The organism is Pseudomonas sp. NFPP25 (assembly GCF_900116505.1).
In the GTDB taxonomy this organism is placed as follows: domain Bacteria; phylum Pseudomonadota; class Gammaproteobacteria; order Pseudomonadales; family Pseudomonadaceae; genus Aquipseudomonas; species Aquipseudomonas protegens.
Map to the genome: position 1 here is coordinate 356,709 of NZ_FPBG01000002.1, position 19,440 is coordinate 376,148.

19 protein-coding genes are annotated in these 19,440 nt (G+C 63.6%); 10 read left to right on the top strand and 9 right to left on the bottom strand.

The features are described 5' to 3' along the window. Window positions 1-35 precede the first annotated feature (35 nt). Window positions 36-3,143, bottom strand: coding sequence for a transglycosylase domain-containing protein (locus tag BM382_RS08605; RefSeq protein ID WP_053111590.1), 3,108 nt, complete (start codon window positions 3,141-3,143; stop codon window positions 36-38). 477 nt (window positions 3,144-3,620) lie between these two features. Between BM382_RS08605 and BM382_RS08610 the strand changes: the two genes are divergently transcribed. Further along, window positions 3,621-5,042 (top strand): amino acid permease, encoded by a 1,422-nt coding sequence (locus BM382_RS08610; RefSeq protein WP_011063160.1) that lies wholly within the window; start codon window positions 3,621-3,623, stop codon window positions 5,040-5,042. 101 nt (window positions 5,043-5,143) lie between these two features. Here BM382_RS08610 and BM382_RS08615 read toward each other — a convergent pair whose 3' ends face one another. The 7 genes from BM382_RS08615 to BM382_RS08645 form a co-directional block, all read right to left on the bottom strand. Next, window positions 5,144-5,743, bottom strand: a complete 600-nt coding sequence (locus BM382_RS08615; RefSeq protein ID WP_011063159.1) for a hypothetical protein — start codon at window positions 5,741-5,743, stop codon at window positions 5,144-5,146. Between the two features lie 8 nt (window positions 5,744-5,751). Further along, window positions 5,752-6,342, bottom strand: a complete 591-nt coding sequence (locus tag BM382_RS08620; protein WP_011063158.1) for a papain-like cysteine protease family protein — start codon at window positions 6,340-6,342, stop codon at window positions 5,752-5,754. 240 nt (window positions 6,343-6,582) lie between these two features. Next, window positions 6,583-7,425 (bottom strand): alpha/beta fold hydrolase, encoded by an 843-nt coding sequence (locus tag BM382_RS08625; protein ID WP_015636843.1) that lies wholly within the window; start codon window positions 7,423-7,425, stop codon window positions 6,583-6,585. A gap of 79 nt (window positions 7,426-7,504) precedes the next feature. Then, window positions 7,505-7,801 carry a cupin domain-containing protein gene (locus BM382_RS08630; RefSeq protein ID WP_011063156.1) on the bottom strand — a complete coding sequence of 99 codons (297 nt, stop codon included), beginning with the start codon at window positions 7,799-7,801 and terminating at the stop codon, window positions 7,505-7,507. A 76-nt stretch (window positions 7,802-7,877) separates the two neighbouring features. Beyond that, window positions 7,878-8,162, bottom strand: coding sequence for a putative quinol monooxygenase (locus BM382_RS08635; RefSeq protein WP_019093120.1), 285 nt, complete (start codon window positions 8,160-8,162; stop codon window positions 7,878-7,880). Window positions 8,163-8,225: 63 nt separating this feature from the next. Next, on the bottom strand, window positions 8,226-9,845 hold the full coding sequence (locus BM382_RS08640) for an FMN-binding glutamate synthase family protein (protein WP_011063154.1): 1,620 nt from the start codon (window positions 9,843-9,845) through the stop codon (window positions 8,226-8,228). Window positions 9,846-9,953: 108 nt separating this feature from the next. After that, window positions 9,954-10,754, bottom strand: a complete 801-nt coding sequence (locus BM382_RS08645; RefSeq protein WP_011063153.1) for a helix-turn-helix transcriptional regulator — start codon at window positions 10,752-10,754, stop codon at window positions 9,954-9,956. Between the two features lie 93 nt (window positions 10,755-10,847). Between BM382_RS08645 and BM382_RS08650 the strand changes: the two genes are divergently transcribed. From BM382_RS08650 to BM382_RS08685, 8 genes are all read left to right on the top strand, one after another. Further along, on the top strand, window positions 10,848-11,669 hold the full coding sequence (locus BM382_RS08650; RefSeq protein WP_015636841.1) for a carbon-nitrogen hydrolase family protein: 822 nt from the start codon (window positions 10,848-10,850) through the stop codon (window positions 11,667-11,669). 96 nt (window positions 11,670-11,765) lie between these two features. Then, a complete protein-coding gene (locus BM382_RS08655; RefSeq protein ID WP_072442627.1) occupies window positions 11,766-13,091 on the top strand; it encodes an APC family permease in 1,326 nt (441 codons plus the stop codon). Between the two features lie 100 nt (window positions 13,092-13,191). Continuing rightward, a complete protein-coding gene (locus BM382_RS08660; RefSeq protein WP_011063150.1) occupies window positions 13,192-13,461 on the top strand; it encodes a type B 50S ribosomal protein L31 in 270 nt (89 codons plus the stop codon). Between the two features lie 196 nt (window positions 13,462-13,657). Further along, window positions 13,658-15,004, top strand: a complete 1,347-nt coding sequence (locus BM382_RS08665; protein WP_015636838.1) for a response regulator c-di-GMP phosphodiesterase, NosR family — start codon at window positions 13,658-13,660, stop codon at window positions 15,002-15,004. A 100-nt stretch (window positions 15,005-15,104) separates the two neighbouring features. Next, the gene (locus tag BM382_RS08670) at window positions 15,105-15,539 is read left to right on the top strand and encodes an NUDIX hydrolase (RefSeq protein ID WP_011063148.1); all 435 of its coding nucleotides are present in this window, start codon (window positions 15,105-15,107) and stop codon (window positions 15,537-15,539) included. 25 nt (window positions 15,540-15,564) lie between these two features. Continuing rightward, window positions 15,565-16,203, top strand: coding sequence for a LysE family translocator (locus BM382_RS08675; protein ID WP_011063147.1), 639 nt, complete (start codon window positions 15,565-15,567; stop codon window positions 16,201-16,203). A gap of 15 nt (window positions 16,204-16,218) precedes the next feature. After that, window positions 16,219-16,584 (top strand): nuclear transport factor 2 family protein, encoded by a 366-nt coding sequence (locus BM382_RS08680; protein WP_072442629.1) that lies wholly within the window; start codon window positions 16,219-16,221, stop codon window positions 16,582-16,584. Window positions 16,585-16,586: 2 nt separating this feature from the next. Further along, window positions 16,587-17,096: a GNAT family N-acetyltransferase gene (locus tag BM382_RS08685; protein ID WP_053159936.1), complete on the top strand. Its 510-nt coding sequence runs from the start codon at window positions 16,587-16,589 to the stop codon at window positions 17,094-17,096. Between the two features lie 45 nt (window positions 17,097-17,141). Here BM382_RS08685 and metR read toward each other — a convergent pair whose 3' ends face one another. Further along, a complete protein-coding gene (metR, locus tag BM382_RS08690) occupies window positions 17,142-18,059 on the bottom strand; it encodes a transcriptional regulator MetR (protein ID WP_011063144.1) in 918 nt (305 codons plus the stop codon). Window positions 18,060-18,348: 289 nt separating this feature from the next. On the opposite strand from metR, the gene BM382_RS08695 reads away from it, so the two are divergent. Beyond that, a complete protein-coding gene (locus BM382_RS08695) occupies window positions 18,349-19,383 on the top strand; it encodes an alpha/beta fold hydrolase (RefSeq protein WP_015636833.1) in 1,035 nt (344 codons plus the stop codon). The last annotated feature ends 57 nt before the right edge of the window (window positions 19,384-19,440 follow it).

Genomic DNA, 19,440 nt, shown 5'->3' on the forward strand with positions numbered 1-19,440 from the left:
GTTTGTCGGAGAGAGAGGGGGCTGCCTGTCGTGATTCAGCGTTGCGCCACGCTGCCCAGGCATTGGGTGCCACTGCCCGGTTGCAGGTAGGGCATGAGGATCGGCGCCATGCCCTTGAGCACCTGCACCGGTAAGGCCGAGGTGAATCTGAAGGCCTGGGCCGAGGCCCCCGGCACGTAGGCGGTAAGGGTGCCGAAATGGTGGTCACCGATGTAGAACACGAAGGTTGCGGTGCGGTTGATGGATTTGGAGCTCAACACCCGCCCGCCGGCGCCAATGGCTTCGATGCGGTTGTCGCCGGTACCGGTCTTGCCGCCCATGGCCAATGGCGTGCCATCAGCCAGCTTGAAGCTGCCGGACACCCGTTTCGCGGTGCCGGCATCCACCACCTGCGACAAGGCTCCGCGCAGCGCCGTGGCCACCTCCGAGGGCATCACCCGCTTGCCCTTGTCCGGGTCGTTGAGCAGGCGGGTTTCATAGGGCGTGCCGGCGGCGAAGTGCAGGCTGTCGATGCGCAAGGTTGGCAGGCGCACGCCGTCGTTGAGGATGGTGCCCACCAGTTCCGCCAACGCCGCGGGGCGGTCGCCGGAGCTGCCGATAGCAGTGGCCAGGGACGGTACCAGGTGGTCGAACGGATAGCCGACGCTCTGCCAGCGCTGGTGGATATCGAGGAAGGCCTCGATCTCCAGCATGGTGCGGATACGGCTGTCGCGGGCACTGCGATGGCGGCTCTTGAACAGCCAGCTGTAGACCTCCTGGCGCTCGAACTCGCTGGCCTTGACGATCTGGGTGAAGTTCGCCTCCGGGTTGTTCATCAGGTAGCCCAGCAGCCAGAGGTCCAGGGGGTGGACCTTGGCGATGTAGCCCTGGTCCGGCAGGTCATAGGCGCCGGGGCCGTAGCTGGCGTAGAGCTTGTCCAGGCGCTCGTCGGTGAGCTTCTCGCTGACCTTGGCGCTCTTCATGTGGGCCCGGACGAAGCGGTTGAAGCTCTCCTGGCTGGCGTCCGGCAGCAGGTAGCGGTGCACGGCGGCGAGGCGGATTGCCGTGGGGTGCATGCTGTCGAGGAAGGTTTCCAGGCGCGACTGGGTGTCCTTGTTGCGGTACTTCTTCCAGAAGCGCAGCAGGAACGAGGTGCCCTCACGGTCGGCAAAGCGTGCCAGGTACTCCTGGCGCCGCGGGTTCTGGTCGTCCTTGAGCAATTCGGCGCTGCTGCTGTCGCCGCCATAAGTGCTGTAGCGCACCAGGTCGCGCATCAGGCGGATGAACGGCAGGTTGATGGATTCGCGCAGGGCATCGCGCAGGGTCGGGCTGCGGCCGTTGTCTTCGTTGCGAAAGTTGTGGAAGTGATGCACCCCGCCACCGGTGAAGAAGGCCTCGCCGGGGCTGGCGGAGTAGGTGCGGTCCAGGGCGGCGTCGAGCATCTTCGGCAGGCTGCGGTCGCTGTTCTGCATCAGGTAGTCGAGGGCCCAGCGGCTCAGGCGGTCCTGCTCGTTCACCGGGATCTTTTTCAACTGCGCGGGTGTTTGCGTGGCGTACTTGTCGTGCAGCTCGGAAATGATCTGCAGGTAGGTGGTCAGCACCCGCAGCTTGGCGGTGGAGCCCAGTTCCAGCTTGCTGCCTTCGTTGATGTCGAAAGGCTGGTCGGTGCTGTCGGTCTGCACCCGCACCCGCGAGCCGTCGGGGGTCAGTTCGAACAGGGTGAAGCTGTAGCGCACCTGGGTGGTGCTGGTGGGGGTCAGCAGGCGTTCGCCGAGCACACCAATCTGCGCGGCGAAGGCCGGGTCCGCAAGGTGCTTGAGGTATTCGGTGGCCTGGCGCTGCAGGTCGCTCTGCAAGGTGCTGGTGGCCGAGAGGTCGAGGCGGTCCAGGTCATACAGCGGTCGGTTGAGCAGGGCGGCGAGGCGGCTGCGGGCGACGCTGATGCCCTTGTTGGTCTCGATCGGCTGAATGGTCGGCTGCTGCTGCCAGTCCCGGTAGGTCACCTGGCTGGCCAGGGCGGCGCTGCTCAGCGCCGGGTCGATGACGTTGTTCTGTGCCAGCAGGCGGATATGGCTGTCCGTCAGTTCCGCCAGTTCTGCGCGCCCCTTGGCCAGGTAATGGGAGGGACGGCGCTGGGCAATCATCAGTGACAGCACCTGGCGCAGGGCCAGCCCTCGTGCGGCGAGGCTTTTCGAGTCCATGGCGGTGCTGCCGAGCACCTGGTTGACCTTGTCGAAGTCAGCGCCATACCAGACCCGCAGCCCCTCGGCCATGCCGTGCACTTCGCCGTGGCCGGGCACCGCGGACAGCGGCACGCTGTTGAGGTAGTCGCGCACGATGCGTTTGCGGGCCTCCAGGGTCTGTGGGCCGTCCTGATAGGCCCGCACGCTGGCGGAAACCATCTGCCGGATCTTCTCGCCCCCGGATACCGTCAGGCCATCCGGCGAATGGCGGTATTTTTCCAACTGGGTGGCCAGGGTGCTACCCCCGGCGCTCTGCCCCGGCAGGTGCAAGAGCCGGGCGATCTGCGACCAGGCGGCCTTGGCAAAGCGCGGCCAGTCCACCGCCGGGTTGGCCTCGGCCGGCTTGGGGGCCAGCAGATCGCGGTTCTCGATGAACAGCAGGCTGTGCACCACCAGCGGCGGAATGCTGGCAAAGCTCTCATACAGCTGTTGCGGGTAATTGAACTGGTACAGGGGCGCGGCGCGGCAGTCGGTAATGGACAGGCCAGCCTGGATCTTTTCGGTGTAGGGCACGAAAAATCCGCTTTTGCTGTAGTCCATCAGTGCCGGGGAGAAACGCGTCTGGGCGTCGATCAGGTAACCGCGCTTGAGCAAGCGTGGCAGGAACTCCCCCAGGGCGCTGTAGCCCAGGCGCCGGTCGAACGGCCCGGCACCGGGATAGAGCACGGCATCACTGGGGCCGGGCTCCAGGGAGTAGCTCAGGTCAGCGGCCAGCCGGCTGAATTCCCGGGCCTGGAGTTTCGAGGTGCGCATCTCCCGGGCAGCGGCAAAGCCAAGGGCAATCAGGGCGATCAGCAGCAACAGCCAGAACAGGCGCCAGGCATAACGGCGGGATTTGCGGCGTTTCGGTAAAGGCGTTTCGTCCTCGCTGTGGCTTGGCACTGCGTTCTTATGCGAATCGGTCTGCCACAGAGCGCCCATAGTCGATTGATCCATTCACGCAGATTGATCGGACTTGCCTGAAGCTTAGTCGGTGGTGGGCGTCGGTGAAGAAAATGTGAAAACGACCCAGCCTCGCTTCTGTGGCGAGGGAGCAAGCTCCCTCGCCACAGGGTAGAGCCTTTTCCGAGGTAAATACGCCCTAGGTAGGGGCATGACGATGCACCAGGCCTGTGCAATACTCCCGGCCCTTTCCGGGTGAGGTTTCAGGGCAAAAAGCAGGTAATGCTTCTCCGTGAAAGCGGTATTTGCCGAGATTTCTCTCTGAATATTGCAACTTATAGAGTGAAAAGCCCTGTCGGGAGCTTTTTATACTGCGCACCCCGCTGATCTGGCAGGTCTTGTCCTACCAGACGCTCCGTCCCACAAGGCCGGTGCGGTCGAGCAAGCTTCGGCTATCCGCTGGTGCTTCGAAGGCTCGGTGGTTCATATCCAATAACAAAATGAGGTTGTATCTCTATGCCAGTTGGCAACCAACTGCCCCACGGCGAGACCGCTCAGGGCGGCCCGCTGAAACGCGAACTCGGCGAACGGCATATTCGCTTGATGGCCCTCGGCGCCTGTATCGGTGTCGGCCTGTTCCTCGGCTCGGCCAAGGCCATCGAAATGGCCGGCCCGGCCATCATGCTGTCCTACATCATTGGCGGCCTGGCGATCCTGGTGATCATGCGCGCCCTCGGCGAGATGGCGGTGCATAACCCGGTCGCAGGTTCCTTCAGCCGTTACGCACAAGACTACCTGGGCCCGCTGGCGGGCTTTCTCACCGGCTGGAACTACTGGTTCCTGTGGCTGGTGACCTGTGTTGCGGAAATCACCGCAGTGGCGGTGTACATGGGGATCTGGTTCCCCGATGTGCCGCGCTGGATCTGGGCCCTGGCGGCCCTGGTGAGCATGGGCTCGATCAACCTGATCGCGGTCAAGGCCTTCGGTGAGTTCGAGTTCTGGTTCGCCCTGATCAAGATCGTCACCATCATCGCCATGGTGGTCGGCGGCATCGGCATCATCGCCTTCGGTTTCGGCAATGACGGCGTGGCCCTGGGCATCTCCAACCTGTGGAGCCACGGCGGCTTCATGCCCAATGGCGTGACCGGCGTGCTGATGTCCCTGCAGATGGTGATGTTCGCCTACCTGGGCGTAGAGATGATCGGCCTCACCGCCGGTGAAGCGCGCAACCCGCAAAAGACCATTCCCAACGCCATCGGCTCGGTGTTCTGGCGCATCCTGCTGTTCTACGTGGGCGCGCTGTTCGTGATCCTGTCGATCTACCCGTGGAACGAGATTGGCACCCAGGGCAGCCCCTTCGTGATGACCTTCGAGCGCCTGGGTATCAAGACCGCCGCCGGCATCATCAACTTCGTGGTGATCACCGCCGCGCTGTCCTCCTGCAACGGCGGCATCTTCAGCACCGGGCGCATGCTCTACAGCCTGGCGCAGAACGGCCAGGCCCCGGCCGGCTTCGCCAAGACCTCGAACAACGGCGTGCCGCGTCGCGCGTTGCTGCTGTCGATCTTCGCCCTGCTGCTGGGCGTGCTGCTGAACTATTTGGTGCCGGAAAAAGTGTTCGTCTGGGTGACCTCCATCGCCACCTTCGGTGCGATCTGGACCTGGGTGATGATCCTTCTGGCCCAGCTCAAGTTCCGCAAGGGCCTGAGCCCGGCAGAACGTGCCGGCCTGAAGTACCGCATGTGGCTGTACCCGATCAGTTCCTACCTGGCCCTGGCCTTCCTGGTACTGGTGGTGGGGCTGATGGCCTACTTCCCGGATACCCGTGTGGCGCTGTATGTCGGCCCGGCGTTCCTGGTGCTGCTGACAGTGCTGTTCTATCTGTTCAAGCTGCAACCGACCAATGTCCAGCAAGGTTCGGCGCGGTCGGCGTCCTGACCTGCGCTTGGGTGATGCGGCTGGCTTGAGCATCCTGGACTGAAACGCTGAGACCAGAAATCCGGCGACCTGCAAAGGCCGCCGGATTTTTTTTGCCCGGGTCAACCGCCCAGGGTGCCGCTGGTATCGGCGTCGAAGATAGCCTTGGCCTGCAGCGCCGCCGGCGCCAGCAGGGCGAGCAACGCCGTTTCGCTGTGGAGCTGATGGGCGGCCAGGGTCTTGGGTGTCGGCTCGATGGGAATCAGCACCTCTTCGCCGGGCCCATGCAGCCAGATCGCCGTGACCTGCAGCGCCGAGATGAACAGCAGGCGCAGTTCATAGCTTTTTCCCTGCAGTTGCGGCGCCTGTTCCGCCAGGTCCAGGGCGTTGACGGCGGACGCCGCCAGGCTGCCATGGTTCAGCGCAGAGAAGCCGACCTTGCCGGCCACCTCGGTCAACTGCGCATCGGCAATCGACACTCCGGCATCGAACACCAGGTAATGCCAGTCACCGGCCTTGGCCTCGGCCAGCCCCTTGCCCTGGGCCAGGTCCTCCAGGCTCAGGGCGTAGCCGCGAAAGGCCTGGGACAGATTCAGGTTACGGGCACTGGCCTTGGCAAACCCGCGGTTGATACCGAAACCCTGGGTCTGCAGGGCCGCCTGAAGGGCCGAGCGCAGGTGTTGGACGCCATCGACAGGCGCCTTGGGGTAAGTCAGTTGCATGTCGCCTCCTAGTTTTTTCGGGTGAAGTAGGTGTGGGTCCAGTTGCCACCGCCGTTGTAGGAACCGGGGAAACTGTTCAGGGCGCGGGTCGAGTAACCGTAGATCGAATCCGCCACCAGGATGTAGCCGCCATCGCTGCCGTAGATCGTCAGGAAATGCGCACCGCCGCCGTACCACGCACAGCGCAGGCCCACGGGGCGGCCCATACCGAGCTGGTTGTCGATGGCCGGCATTTGCATCCGGTCCTCACGCATGCCGCCGTAGCAGCGGGTGGTGCGCAGGGCCGAATCCAGGTAGCCGTAGACGTTGCACGGCCCGGGCTGGCTGCAGCAGGAGTTGCGGCCCAGTTCGGCGTTGGCCACTCCGCACTGGGTCCAGGAACCGGTGCCGTAGTAGTTGCCCACCGATGCGGACAATGCTGCCCAGCACCAGTTGCTCTGGGTTTGCTGCTGCACGCTGAAGTTGAGCCGGGCAGCGGCCTGGGGCGCAGCTTCGGTGTGTGGATCGACTTCGCTCAGTTGCGGGTCGAGCAGGCTGCCGGCCAGGCACTGGGGCAGGGCCTGGGGAGCGTCGCCTGGGGTCAGGTTGCTACTTAACATGTTCATCCTCCATGAATGAAATCCAGCCTCCGGCTGGTGTCGTCGTTGCGTGTCGGGCTACTGCGCGTAGCCGGACCCGGGACATGATGCTGCGCTGGGCCAGCCTCGATGGCCTGCGTTGACCGGGTCTGCAAACAACCTTAGAGGATTGATGCGTCAATGCAATTAAAAAATGCGTTTATGCATATCCCCTGCCGTGGACGTCCCTGGAAAGAGGGGCATCCATGGCGATGGCCGGGGCTATTTTTCGTCGAGGAAATGTTCCAGGGCTGCATTGAACAGGCCCGGGTCCTGGAGGAAGGCGAAGTGGCTGACGTTGGGCAGGATCAGCAGCCCGGCGCCGGGAATCGCCTGGGCCATGTATTCGGTGTGCTCGCGCTTGATGGCTTCATCGTGGTCGCCATCGACGATCAGTACCGGCGTCTTGATCTTCGCCAGGTCGGCGTCGCTCCAGTTCGGCTGGCTGGCCCACATGTGGCCGATCTGCTCGACAAAGGCCGGGTACTCCTTGGGCGTGGGTGACAGGCGGGTGTACTCCTGGCCGGCGCGCTCGATGTAGGCGGCGAAGGTCGGGTTGTTCTCCACGCCTTCCTTGACCCCTGAGGTCTGGGTGTTGGCGGCATAGGCGAAGACCTTGCCGACCCGCTGCGGGTAACGCATGGCCAGGTCCAGGCCGAGGATCGCGCCGTCGCTCCAGCCGACGAAATCGGCGCGGGGGATCTTCAGCTGGTCCAGTAGGGCGATCACGTCGTCGGCCATCAGATCGTAGCCGTAGGGACGGGCGTCCCGGGTGCTGCGCCCGTGGCCGCGGCTGTCGACGCTGATCACCGTGTGCCTGGCCGCCAGGGCCTTGGCCTGCAGCCCCCAATAGTCGGCATTACCCAGGCCGCCATGCAGCAGCACCACCGGTGAGCCGTGGCCGAGCTTGCTGTAATACAGGCGGATGCCGTTGACTTCGGCATAACCGGCTTGCGCCCCGGCCACCGGGGCCGGTGTGGGCGGCAGGCTCTGCCAGCGTTCGCCGGCAAAGGCGCTGTTGAAGGACATCAGTAGAGCGATCACTGCAAACAGACGACGAGGCATGGGCTTCTCCGTGCATGGGCCCTCTGGTCGGACCGACCTTGGGCAGGTGGTTACCGCGATTGAGTCGATGCGAGACAGGCTAGACGTCGATGATCACCAGGGTGCCGTGGCTGCCGGGCAGCACGCTATGGGCCTGGCCGGCCTCCACCAGGTACATCTGGCCCGTCGCCACTTCCACCACGGCCTGGCCAATGCCCAGGTGCAGGCAGCCCTGGGTCACCAGCAGGCCTTCGTTGAAGTCGTGGGTTTCTTCCGGGTAGGGCTGGCCGTCCATGCGCAGCACCTTGATGCGGGCCGGGCCGACCTGGCCCACCAGCGTGGATTGCCAGGGCGCTGGCAGTTGGCGGGACAGTTGTTCGAATGACAGCAAGGGCATGGCGGGTCTCCGAAAGGTCAGTGGGGTTGGGGTCTGCTTTCGGTGGTCCGGTCAAGCAAGGTCTGGGTCGGGTTTTCTAGAACTCGTTCATCAACAGCACACGGCATTCGCGGCGCTGAAAAGCATTGATCTGCGGCACCAGGCGGGTGAAGTGCTCGGTCTGGCAGTGGGTGTCGAGGGCCGCTTGGTCCGGCCATTGTTCGACGAAGATGAAGTGCCCGGGGTCTTTCTGATCGACGAACAGATCGTAGGCGATGCACAGCGGTTCCTGGCGGGTTTTTTCCACCAGTTCGGCGTACCACGGGCGCACGGTGTCCAGGTGTTCGGGCTGGATGAAATCTTCAGCGATGACCTTGAGCATTGCAATCTTCCTTGGGTGACGCCCCGCGCTCCCCGGCAACCGGGGAGCACTGGGCAGTGGGGCTTAAGCGGCGGCTTCGGTGTTGGGTTCGAAGCTGTCGGCCCGGGCCAGTTGCCACATGCGCGAGTAGAACTCGCCGTTGACCTCGCCGGTGAGCAGCTCGCCGGGCTTGAGGAACACGTGCAACTGGGAGAACAGCTTGATCTCGGTGGCCGACATGCGTCGCACCAGGTGCTTGGCTTCCAGTTGCGAAGGGTGTTGCAGGCCGGCGGCAGCGAGCATTTCCGCCAGTGCCTTGAGGGTGTTGCGGTGGAAGCTGAATACCCGCTGGGCCTTGTCCGGCACCACCAGGGCGCGCTGGCGCAGGTTGTCCTGGGTGGCGACGCCGGTGGGGCACTTGTTGGTATGGCAGCTCTGGGACTGGATGCAGCCGATGGCGAACATGAAGCCCCGGGCCGAGTTGGCCCAGTCGGCACCGATGGCCAGCACGCTGGCGATGTCGAAAGCGCTGACGATCTTGCCACTGGCGCCGAGCTTGATCTTGTCCCGCAGGTTCAGGCCCACCAGGGTGTTGTGGACGAACAGCAGGCCCTCGCGCATCGGTGCGCCGATGTGGTCGGTGAACTCCACGGGGGCCGCGCCGGTGCCGCCTTCCTTGCCGTCCACCACGATGAAGTCCGGCAGGATGCCGGTTTCCAGCATGGCCTTGGCGATGCCCATGAACTCCCAGGGGTGGCCCAGGCAGAACTTGAAGCCCACCGGCTTGCCGCCGGACAGCTCACGCAGTTGCTGGATGAAATGCATCATCTCGATCGGGGTGGAAAAGGCGCTGTGGCTCGACGGTGATATGCAGTCCTCGCCCATGCGGATGCCCCGGGTGTCGGCGATTTCCTGGGTCACCTTGTGCTTGGGCAGGATGCCGCCGTGGCCAGGCTTGGCGCCCTGGCTCATCTTGATCTCGATCATCCGCACCTGGGGGTTCTGCGCCTGCACGGCGAAGCGCTCCGGGTCGAAACGGCCGTCGCTGGTGCGGCAGCCGAAGTAGCCGCTGCCCAGTTCCCAGGTCAGGTCGCCGCCGTGTTCGCGGTGGTAGGGGCTGATGCTGCCTTCACCGGTGTCGTGGGCGAAGTTGCCGAGCTTGGCACCCTGGTTCAGGGCGCGGATGGCGTTGGCGCTGAGGGAGCCGAAGCTCATGGCCGAGATGTTGAACACCGAGGCCGAGTAGGGCTGGGTGCATTGCGGGCCGCCGACGGTCACGCGAAAGCTGTTGGGATCACTCAGGGGCGCCGGGCGCATGGAGTGGCCGATGAATTCGAAGCCCGACTGGTAGACATCGATCAGGGTGCCGAAGGGTTTGTCGGCGCTTTCGTTCTTGGCCCGGGAGTACACCAGGGAGCGTTGGGCGCGGGAAAAGGGCAGGGCGTCGCTGTCGGATTCCAGCAGGTACTGGCGGATCTCCGGGCGGATGCCTTCCACCAGGTAGCGGATATTGCCCAGGATCGGGTAATTGCGCCGCACCGCGTGCGGGCTTTGCAGCAGGTCGAAGATCCCCAGCAGGCTCAGCAGGCCGGTGACCAGGGCGAATGGCCAGAGCCAGTCGTGTTCGAGAAAGGGCAGGCTGGCGAGGGTGAAAATCACACAGGCGGCAAAGAAGGCGTAGCGGCTCAGAAGGGACAGGCTCATACGGTTTCCTTGGTTCGGACTCATTAAGGTCGTTTATCAGTACTCATTCTTATGGGTGCACAAGATCTTATTGTTGTGTGGGGCTGCCGGGGCGGCCCTGAAGGGGTATCAGGCGCTTTGCGCCTGGAGAAAAATCGAAAACAGCTCGGACTGGGATTTGATGCCCAGCTTGCTGTAGATGTGCTTTTTATGAACTTTCACGGTTTCGGCGGAGATTTCCAGCTTACGAGCGATCTCCTTGTTGGAGCAACCGCTGAGCATCAGGCGCCCCACATCCAGCTCCCGGGCGGTGAGTTGTGCGCCCCGCAGTTGTTGCATGGAGTGGTCCAGCTGGCTGCGCCAATCGGGCATTGGATGCAATTGCGCTGGGTTGTCTTGCTCAATGCTTTCGTGGGGCAGGCGCTGGCGCAGCAAGGCCACCACCCAGGGCTCGATCAGTGACAGCAGGGCGATCTGGGGTGGGGCGAAGCGTTGTCGCGAACCCAGGGACAGGCACAGGGTGCGGCCGTCCGCCAGCTGGCAATTGAACTGGATCTCATCGGCCACCACATTCAGACGAAAGTAGCGTTGGTAGTACTCGGTCAGCTGGAAGTGTTCCGGGGCCACCTCCGCCAGGCGCAACAGGCCGCTGCGCGATTGTTCGCGGCTGGCAACGTAGAAGGGGTCGAGCAGGTACAGGCCGTTGAGGTAGTCCTGGAACAACTGGTCGGGGCTGCCGTCCTCCCCCGGGCATTCGGCGAACACCAGGGGTTTGCGCTCACTGCAAAACAGCAGCGCCACCCAGCTGTCGAAACTCACGTACTGCTCCAGCAGGCGCACCAGCTGGGGCCAGAAACTGGCCTGGTCCAGGGCTTCGATCATCTGCCCCACCGAGCGGTGCCAGGCGATGTCATCCAGCGACAATGTCATGCATCTACCCCTATCGGGTTACCCCGGCTGCGTGATTTGCGGGCCGGTTGCTGCTGCGCATACTGCGGCACAGCCAAAGAACAAGGAATACCCATGAAGGTTGAACTGGCCCAGTTGGCGGGCCGTGATAACGCCACAGCTTACAACCTGGAACGGGCCCTGGCGGCCATTGCCGCCTGCGCCGCCGATACCCGGTTGATCGTGTTTCCAGAAACCCACCTGATGGGTTTCCCCAGCGCCGAGACCGTGGCCGCCGTGGCCGAGCCGCTGGATGGCCCCACCGTGCAGGCCGTGATCCAGGCCGCCCGGGCGCGCAATATCGCGGTGGTGATCGGCATGGCCGAAAACGACGACGGCCGATTCTATAACACCACTTTGCTGATTACCCCCGAGGGCATCGCCCTGCGTTATCGCAAGACCCACCTGTGGGCGTCCGACCGCGGTGTGTTCACCCCCGGTGACCGCTACGCCACCTGCCTGTGGAACGGTGTGCGGGTCGGCCTGCTGATCTGCTACGACATCGAGTTCCCCGAAAGCGCCCGGGCCCTGGCGCAACTGGGCGCCGAACTGCTGATCGTGACCAACGGCAACATGGACCCCTACGGGCCCACCCACCGTACCGCGATCATGGCCCGGGCCCAGGAAAACCAGGCGTTCGCGCTAATGGTCAACCGAGTGGAAGAAGGCGATGGCGGCCTGCTGTTCGCCGGCGGCAGCGCCCTGGTGGACCCCCTGGGCAGCCTGCTGTTCGAAGCCGGGCGCGAGGAAGGTCAGTTCAAGGTCGAGCTGGATCTCAAGCAACTGCAGGTGGCGCGCCAGGACTACCGCTACCTCGAAGACCAGCGCCTGAAGCTTGCGGGCGAAGTGCTCGAACACGGCGATGGCGTGCGTGAACTGCTGATTCCGATCCGCTGAAAGGGCCGTCCGCGGACGGCCAATCCCATAAGAAAGACCCCCTGCTGCACTCATTTCAGTCCTGCCATAAATCTAATAATTGCGGAGTACTCGCTCATGGCTCGCTTGCAACGCACCCTTTCATTGGGCGCGGTAGTGCTGTTCGGTATCGCTTACATGACGCCGATCATTGTCCTCGGCACCTTTGGCATCCTCGCCCAATCCACCGCTGGCATGGTGCCGGCAGCCTATCTGGCGGCGCTGGTGGCGATGTTCTTCACCGCCATGAGCTATGGGCGCATGGCCGCGGCGTTTCCCGTGGCCGGCTCGGCCTACAGCTATGTGCGCAAGGCCATCAGCCCCAAGCTGGGTTTCATCGCCGGCTGGGCGGTGCTGCTGGATTACCTGTTCCTGCCCATGGCCATCTGGCTGATCGGCGCCGCTTACCTGCATTCGGCGTTTCCCGGTGTACCGCAGTGGGTCTGGGTGCTGGCTTTCATCGGGGTGACCAGCGCGATCAATATCGTTGGCCTGAAACTGGCCAACGGCATCAACGGCCTGCTGATGCTGGTGCAGTTCCTGGTGCTGATCGCCTTTGTCGGCCTGTGCATCCACTACCTTGGTGGCGAGGCCGGGCGGCCGCTGTTCACCCTGGCACCGTTCTTCAACGGGCAGATGCACCTGCCGCTGATCATGAGCGGGGCGGCAATCGCCTGTTATTCGTTCCTGGGCTTTGACGCGGTCAGCACCCTGACCGAGGAAACCCGCGACCCACGGCGGACCATTCCCCGGGCGATCATGCTGATCACCCTGGTGGGCGGGCTGATCTTTGTCGCGGTGTCCTACTTCGTCCAGGTTGCCCATCCGTCCTTCGAGTTCGCCGATGTGGATTCGGCGGCCTACGAGATTGCGCGCAATATCGGCGGCGACCTGTTCGTCTCGATCTTCCTGATCGGGCTGATTGTCGGTCAGTTCGCCTCGGGGCTTTCGGCCCAGGCCAGCGGCTCGCGACTGCTGTTCGCCATGGGCCGCGACGGGGTCTTGCCCAAGCGCTTTTTCGGCAGCCTGCACGGGCGTTTCGGTACCCCGGTCAACAGCATCCTGCTGTGCGCCGTGGTGGCGTTGCTGGCATTGAAGCTGGATGTCACCACCTCGACGTCCTTCATCAATTTCGGCGCCTTCCTGGCCTTCAGCCTGGTCAACCTGTCGGTGATCTTTCATTACTGGGTGGGGGGCCGGCAGCGTGGCCTGCGGGAGTTGATCCTGTTCCTGATCTTCCCCCTCATCGGTCTGGCGGCCGATCTGTGGCTGATGTCCAGCCTCGATCACCTGGCGATCTACCTGGGGGCGAGCTGGCTGGTTATTGGCCTGGTGTACCTGGGTTTCCTCACTCGCGGTTTCTCCCGCCAGCCTCCGGAAATGGATTTTCAGGAAGCGGCATAGAACTGTCGACAGTTTCCTTATTGCAATCGGTTCTCGTTTGGGTGATTTGGATATGTTATTGTATAACGCATTCAGCTCACCCAGATGCCCAGGAGGCCTCATGAAACCCGGTATCCATCCTGACTACCGCACCGTGCTTTTCCACGATACGGCTGCCGACGTGTACTTCCTCATCGGCTCCACCGTCGATACCGATCGCAGCCACACCTACAGCGACGGCAAGACTTACCCCTATGTGGCGCTGGATGTTTCCAGCGCCTCGCACCCGGTGTACACCGGCCAGCAGCGCAAGACCCAGTCCGAAGGCCGCATCGCCGGCTTCAACAAGCGTTTCGCTTCCTTCGGTTCCGGCGCCAAAGCCGCCCAGTGATGGCATGCACGGCGAGTGTTGCGACTACGCAACACTCGCTGAAGGCGGTTGGCGGCGCAGCCGCAGCGGACCGATGGTATTAAAAAGCCACTATCTCGATTGGAAATTCTTCTAGTCTTCAATCAGGCAACAGGGATTACCGTTGCCAGCTCTAACAATGAAGGACACGTGCATCGACGTTGACCCGAGGTGTCTCATGGGTGAGCTAAACGTTGCCACTGTCACACGCCGACCCGAGATTCTGCTGGTCGATAGCCAGGAAGTGATCCTGCAACGCCTGCAGCAGTTGCTCAGCCCGCTTCCCTACACGCTGCATTTCGCCCGCGATGCCACCCAGGCCCTGCAGCTCCTGGCCAGCCGGGAGGTGGACCTGGTGATCAGCGCCGCCCATCTGCCGCAGATGGATGGCCCGACCCTGCTGGCGCGCATCCATCAGCAGTACCCGAGCACCACCCGCATCCTGCTGACCGGCGACCCGGACCTGAAATTGATTGCCAAGGCCATCAACGAAGGGGAGATCTACCGTTACCTGAGCAAGCCCTGGGATGACCAGGAATTGCTGCTGGCCCTGCGCCAGGCCCTTGAGCATCAGCACTCCGAGCGCGAGCGCCTGCGCCTGCAGGATCTGGCCCAGCAGCAGAATGCCGAGCTCAAGGCGCTCAACACGCTGCTGGAAAAACGCGTGGCGGCACGCACCTCGGAGCTGCAGCAGACCGCCGACATGCTCGACCTGGCCTATGAGGAGCTCAAGCACAGCTACGCCACTGGCGCCGAGCTGTTTTCCCTGCTGGTCAACCAGCGCTTGCCCGCGGACAAGCAGACCAACCGGCGGATCATCGAGCTGGTGCGGGCCTACTGCAAAGTCCAGGGCATCGACCCTGGCGCCCAGCGTGACCTGGCCATGGCCGCGGCGTTGCACAACATCGGCAAGCTGAGCTGGAGCGACAGCATGATGACCAGCCCGGCGGATTTGCTGCATCACCATCAGCGCGAGCGTTATCGGGCCTATCCGGCGCAGAGCGAATCGTTGCTGATGACCCTGGAACCGGTGCAGGACGCCGCGCGGCTGATCCGCCATCATCAGGAACACTGGGACGGCAGCGGTTTTCCCGACCACCTCAAGGGCGACGCGATTCCCCTGGGCTCGCGGCTGCTCAAGCTGGCGGTGGACTTCATCGAGTTGCAGTGCGGGCTGATCCTGGAACGACACATGAACAGCGACGAGGCCCTGGTGTTCATCCGCAAGTACGCCGGCCGCTTGTACGACCCGGACCTGGTGGAAGGTTTCATCCAGGTGTGTGCGGTCTACCTCAGCGACGTGACCCTGGGCGACCCTTCGGTGAAGGTTCTGAGTACCCGGGAGCTGGCGGCGGGGATGATCCTGGCGCGCAACCTGAATGCCGATAACGGCATGCTGCTGCTCAACGCCGGCAAGGTGCTCAACCTGCCGCTGGTGGACAAGCTGATCGCTTTTGAAACCATGGAGGGCGCCCGCTACAGCGTGTTCGTCAAGTTGCCCCAGGAACAGCAGGCAAGGGCCTGAAGCCGGGTGGCGGTCACATCGAAAAATGCCGGCGGCGGATGACGAGCTGCCGCCGCGCATGTGATCCTTGCGCCCTCATTCTCAAGGCTCCCGGATTCCCATGTCGCTGTCGTCCGTTGCTGCACCCTCCATCATTCGTATCGCCGCTGCCCTGCTGATCGGTGCCGACGGCCAGACCCTGCTGGTGCGCAAGCGCGGCACCCAAGCCTTCATGCAGCCCGGTGGCAAGATCGAAGCCGGTGAACAGCCGGTGCACGCCCTGGCCCGTGAGCTGGAAGAAGAACTGGGATTGCGCATCGACCCGGCCCAGGCCCGTTACCTGCAACAGTTCTCGGCACCGGCGGCCAACGAGCCGGGGCATGTGGTGGAAGCCGAGGTGTTCCTGGTCCATATCCATAGCCCGGTGACCCCGGCGGCAGAGATCGAGGAAGTACGCTGGATCGACCCGGCCGGCGATGGAGATTTGTTCCTTGCGCCGTTGACACGCGATCTGATCTTGCCGTTTTATCGCAAGGCCCGAGCGGGCCACGCCTGACCCCCTCCCATTGCCAAGGATTGCCATGATTCCACTCCACGACTACCTGATCTTCGCCGCTGCTTCCCTGCTGATGGTGCTGACCCCGGGGCCGAACATGATCTACCTGATTTCCCGTTCGATCTGCCAGGGGCGCAAGGCTGGGGTGACGTCGTTATTGGGGGTGGTGGCGGGGTTCTTCGTCCACCTGTTCGCCGCCGCGCTGGGCCTGACCGCTGTGTTCATGGCGGTGCCCATGGCCTATGAGGTGCTCAAGTGGGCCGGCGCCCTGTACCTGCTGTGGCTGGCCTGGCAGGCGCTCAAGCCTGGCGCGCGCTCGCCCTTCGAAGCCCAGCAGCTGCCGGCGGATTCGCCGCGCAAGCTGGTGACCATGGGCTTTCTGACCAGCGCCCTGAACCCCAAGATCGCGGTGTTCTACCTGTCGATCTTTCCGCAGTTCATCCACCCCGAGCACGGTTCGGTGTTCTCCCAGAGCATCATCCTGGGCCTGACCCAGATCAGCGTGAGTTTCTCGGTGAACCTGCTGATCGCCCTGTTTGCCGCCGGTATCGCCTCCTGGTTTGCCAGCAACCCCACCTGGCTCTCGGTGCAGCGTTATTTCATGGGCTTTGTGCTGGCGGGGCTGGCCGTGCGCCTGATGTTCGAACAGCGTCGCGTCAACTGATCGAGGAGCGCCAGCATGAGTGATTTTCCAAGCCCGCAAGCGGTGGTCGAAGCACAACTGCAGGCCTACAACCGCAAGGATCTGGAGGCCTGGCTGGCGACTTATGCCGTAGATGCCCGGCAATACGAACATCCGGCCACCTTGCTGGCCAGGGGGCACGAGGAAATACGAGCTCGGGCCGTGGTGCGTTTCCAGGAACCCAACCTGCATGCCCGGCTGATCCAGCGTACGGTCATGGGCAACGTGGTGGTCGATCACGAACTGATCAGCCGCACCTTCGCCGACGGCAGCGGCACCCTGGAAACCGTGGCCATTTATGAAGTGCAGGGCGGCAAGATAAAATGCGCTTCATTCATTACCGGACCCAAGACCCTCGACTGAGCATGCAGATCCAGCGCCTGACCCCTGACGATGTGGAGCAATACCGGGCCTTGATGCTCGAGGCCTATGAGCGCCATCCCCAGGCGTTCACCTCCAGCGTCAAAGAGCGGGAAAAACTGCCTCTGGCCTGGTGGGCCGCACGCCTGGACGGCGAGCTCGACCTGTTGCTGGGGGCGTTTTCCGAAGGGCGGTTGCTGGGGATCGTCGGCCTGGCCTTCGAGCTGCGGGAGAAGGCCCGGCACAAGGCGACCCTGTTCGGCCTCTATGTCACCGGCACGCAGCGCAACAGCGGGCTGGGCTACCGCCTGGTCCAGGGGCTGCTGGCCGAAGCGGCTGAATACGAAGGGCTGCGCCTGATCCAGTTGACCGTGACGGCCGGTAATGAAGCGGCGCTGGCCCTGTACCAGCGCTGCGGTTTCGTCCAGTTCGGCCTGGAACCCCAGGCAGTGCGGGTGGGCGAGGACTATTTCGACAAGATCCACATGTGGCGCCAATTGCCGGTCGAAGGTTGACCCCGGTTCGCTGGCAAGCCGGCTCCTGGGCAAGCCTGCTTGGGGTCAGCGTACGGCGCTGACGCCGTCCAGGGTCGAGAACGAGGTGTCCTTGGCCGTGAGCAAAAAGTCGCGCATGTAGGGCGCATCCAGCATGTCGGCGCGAATCGCCGCGTACAGGGTGGCGAACAGGCCCTTTTCCCCGAGCCGCTTGGCCTTCACATAACCCCGTGAGCTGTACTCGTGCAGGGCCCAGTGAGGCATCCCGCACACGCCCCGGCCGCTGGCCACCAGTTGCATCATCATCACCGTCAGCTCCGAAGTCCGTACCTGGGCCGGTTCGATGTCCGCCGGTTCCAGGAAGCGGGTGAAGATGTCCAGGCGGTCGCGTTCCACCGGGTAGGTGATCAGGGTTTCGCTCAGCAGGTCTTCCGGGACTACGTATGGCTTGCTTGCCAGCGGGTGCTGGTTGGCGACCGCGAGCATGGCTTCGTAGGTGAACAGCGGCACGTAGGTGATACCCGCCAGCTCCAGCGGGTCGGAGGTCACCACCAGGTCCAGGTCGCCCCGGGCCAGGGCTGGCAACGGAGCGAACGAGAAGCCGGAGGCCAGGTCCAGCTCCACTTCCGGCCAGGCGTCGCGGAACTGATCGATGGTCGGCATCAGCCACTGGAAGCAGCTGTGGCATTCGATGGCCATGTGCAGGCGCCCGGCAGTGCCGCCGGCCAGCCGCGAAATGTCGCGTTCGGCGCCGCGCAGCAGGGGCAGGGTCGCATCCGCCAGTTGCAGCAGGCGCAGACCGGCGCTGGTGAAACGCACCGGCTTGGTCTTGCGCACGAACAGCGGCATGCCCAGGCGCTCTTCCAGCTCCTTGAACTGATGGGACAAGGCGGACTGGGTCAGGTGCAGGCGTTCAGCGGCTTCCACCAGGCTGTCGGCTTCGCGCAAGGCGTGCAGGGTCTTCAGGTGACGGATTTCGAGCACCAGGATCTCCATGAGTAAATTTTGTGGTTAAAGCGAAAATGTTGAGTTTGTCTCATGTTGACGGGCCTGTCGACCATCCCGCGTTCATCGATTCGCGGGCATCTTTGCCGATACGGGCGACAGCGCCTGTGTGTTGTGCACCGGGTGCCAGGGGCAAGCGCCGACCCTAGCCGCGGAAAAAGTACCGCTGGGGCAATCTTCATCAAATTGTCACGCAACTGTGGCAGCGCGAATCATCCAGGTTCATCAGACTCGCGCTCCACTGGGGTTCTGCGTTTCGGTGTTTTTCATGCGGGTACGATTTCTTTCAACTGTTCTACTCTTGGCCGGGCTGCTGCTCGGCCCGCTGTGTTTTGCGGCCGCGCGCTGCGATGTCAATGTCCCGACCCAACGGGTCGACCTGCCGCAGGTGAGCCTGGCCTACCAGAGCATTGGGCGCACCTCCGACCCGGCGTTACTGCTGGTCATGGGCCTGGGCGGGCAACTGATCCACTGGCCGGATGAGGTGGTGGTGGCCCTGTGTCAGCAAGGGTTTCGGGTGATCCGCTACGACAATCGCGATGTCGGCCTGTCCACTTGGCGCCAGGCCCCGGCCAGCGCCAACCTGACCTTCGAAGTGCTGCGCTACAAGCTGGGCCTGCCGGTGGCGGCGCCTTACACCCTGACCGACATGGCCGATGACGCCCTGGGCCTGATGGACGCCCTGCATATCGAGCAATTCCACGTGCTGGGGGCGAGCATGGGCGGGATGATCGCCCAGCACCTGGCAGCCATGGAGCCGCGGCGGGTCGAGAGTCTGACGCTGATCATGACCAGTTCCGGGGCCGAAGGTTTGCCGGCGCCGAACGCCGCGCTGGTGCAACTGCTCTCGCGGCGCAATGCACCAAGCCGGGAAGCGGCGCTGGAGCAGCAGGCCGACCTGCTGGCGGCCCTGGGCAGCCCGAAGGTCAGCGATGACCGCCAGGTCCTCTTGCAACAGGCGGCGGTGGCCTATGACCGGGCGTTCAACCCGGAAGGGGTCAAGCGCCAGATCATGGCGATTCTTGCCGAGCCGAGCCGGGTGGCATTACTCAAGCAACTGCGGGTGCCGACCCTGGTGGTGCATGGCACCGCCGACCCGTTATTGCCGGTGATGCACGGCGTGCACCTGGCGGCGCAGATCCAGGGCAGCCAGTTGAAGTTGATTCCGGGGCTGGCCCACCGGTTCCAGGAAGCCTTCAAGGCGCCGCTGCTGGCGGCGGTGCTGCCATACCTGCAAACCCACCGGGAAGACACTTCCCACTGGGCGCAGATCGAGCCGCTCGATAGCAGCAACATCCTCTAGGGCAGCGCGGCAAGCCGGCTCTTGCGGTTGGGTGCAGGAGCCGGCTTGCCGGCGAAT

Bases quoted from the DNA above. Each gene is read 5' to 3' on its own strand.
- BM382_RS08615 (WP_011063159.1), bottom strand. From the start codon at position 5,743: ATGCAACTGACTTACCCCAAGGCGCCTGTCGATGGCGTCCAACACCTG.
- BM382_RS08670 (WP_011063148.1), top strand. From the start codon at position 15,105: ATGTCGCTGTCGTCCGTTGCTGCACCCTCCATCATTCGTATCGCCGCT.
- BM382_RS08660 (WP_011063150.1), top strand. From the start codon at position 13,192: ATGAAACCCGGTATCCATCCTGACTACCGCACCGTGCTTTTCCACGAT.
- BM382_RS08685 (WP_053159936.1), top strand. From the start codon at position 16,587: ATGCAGATCCAGCGCCTGACCCCTGACGATGTGGAGCAATACCGGGCC.
- BM382_RS08625 (WP_015636843.1), bottom strand. From the start codon at position 7,425: ATGCCTCGTCGTCTGTTTGCAGTGATCGCTCTACTGATGTCCTTCAAC.
- BM382_RS08665 (WP_015636838.1), top strand. From the start codon at position 13,658: ATGGGTGAGCTAAACGTTGCCACTGTCACACGCCGACCCGAGATTCTG.
- BM382_RS08635 (WP_019093120.1), bottom strand. From the start codon at position 8,162: ATGCTCAAGGTCATCGCTGAAGATTTCATCCAGCCCGAACACCTGGAC.
- BM382_RS08675 (WP_011063147.1), top strand. From the start codon at position 15,565: ATGATTCCACTCCACGACTACCTGATCTTCGCCGCTGCTTCCCTGCTG.
- BM382_RS08695 (WP_015636833.1), top strand. From the start codon at position 18,349: ATGCGGGTACGATTTCTTTCAACTGTTCTACTCTTGGCCGGGCTGCTG.
- BM382_RS08645 (WP_011063153.1), bottom strand. From the start codon at position 10,754: ATGACATTGTCGCTGGATGACATCGCCTGGCACCGCTCGGTGGGGCAG.
- BM382_RS08620 (WP_011063158.1), bottom strand. From the start codon at position 6,342: ATGTTAAGTAGCAACCTGACCCCAGGCGACGCTCCCCAGGCCCTGCCC.
- BM382_RS08605 (WP_053111590.1), bottom strand. From the start codon at position 3,143: ATGGGCGCTCTGTGGCAGACCGATTCGCATAAGAACGCAGTGCCAAGC.
- BM382_RS08655 (WP_072442627.1), top strand. From the start codon at position 11,766: ATGGCTCGCTTGCAACGCACCCTTTCATTGGGCGCGGTAGTGCTGTTC.
- BM382_RS08610 (WP_011063160.1), top strand. From the start codon at position 3,621: ATGCCAGTTGGCAACCAACTGCCCCACGGCGAGACCGCTCAGGGCGGC.
- BM382_RS08640 (WP_011063154.1), bottom strand. From the start codon at position 9,845: ATGAGCCTGTCCCTTCTGAGCCGCTACGCCTTCTTTGCCGCCTGTGTG.
- BM382_RS08630 (WP_011063156.1), bottom strand. From the start codon at position 7,801: ATGCCCTTGCTGTCATTCGAACAACTGTCCCGCCAACTGCCAGCGCCC.
- BM382_RS08680 (WP_072442629.1), top strand. From the start codon at position 16,219: ATGAGTGATTTTCCAAGCCCGCAAGCGGTGGTCGAAGCACAACTGCAG.
- BM382_RS08650 (WP_015636841.1), top strand. From the start codon at position 10,848: ATGAAGGTTGAACTGGCCCAGTTGGCGGGCCGTGATAACGCCACAGCT.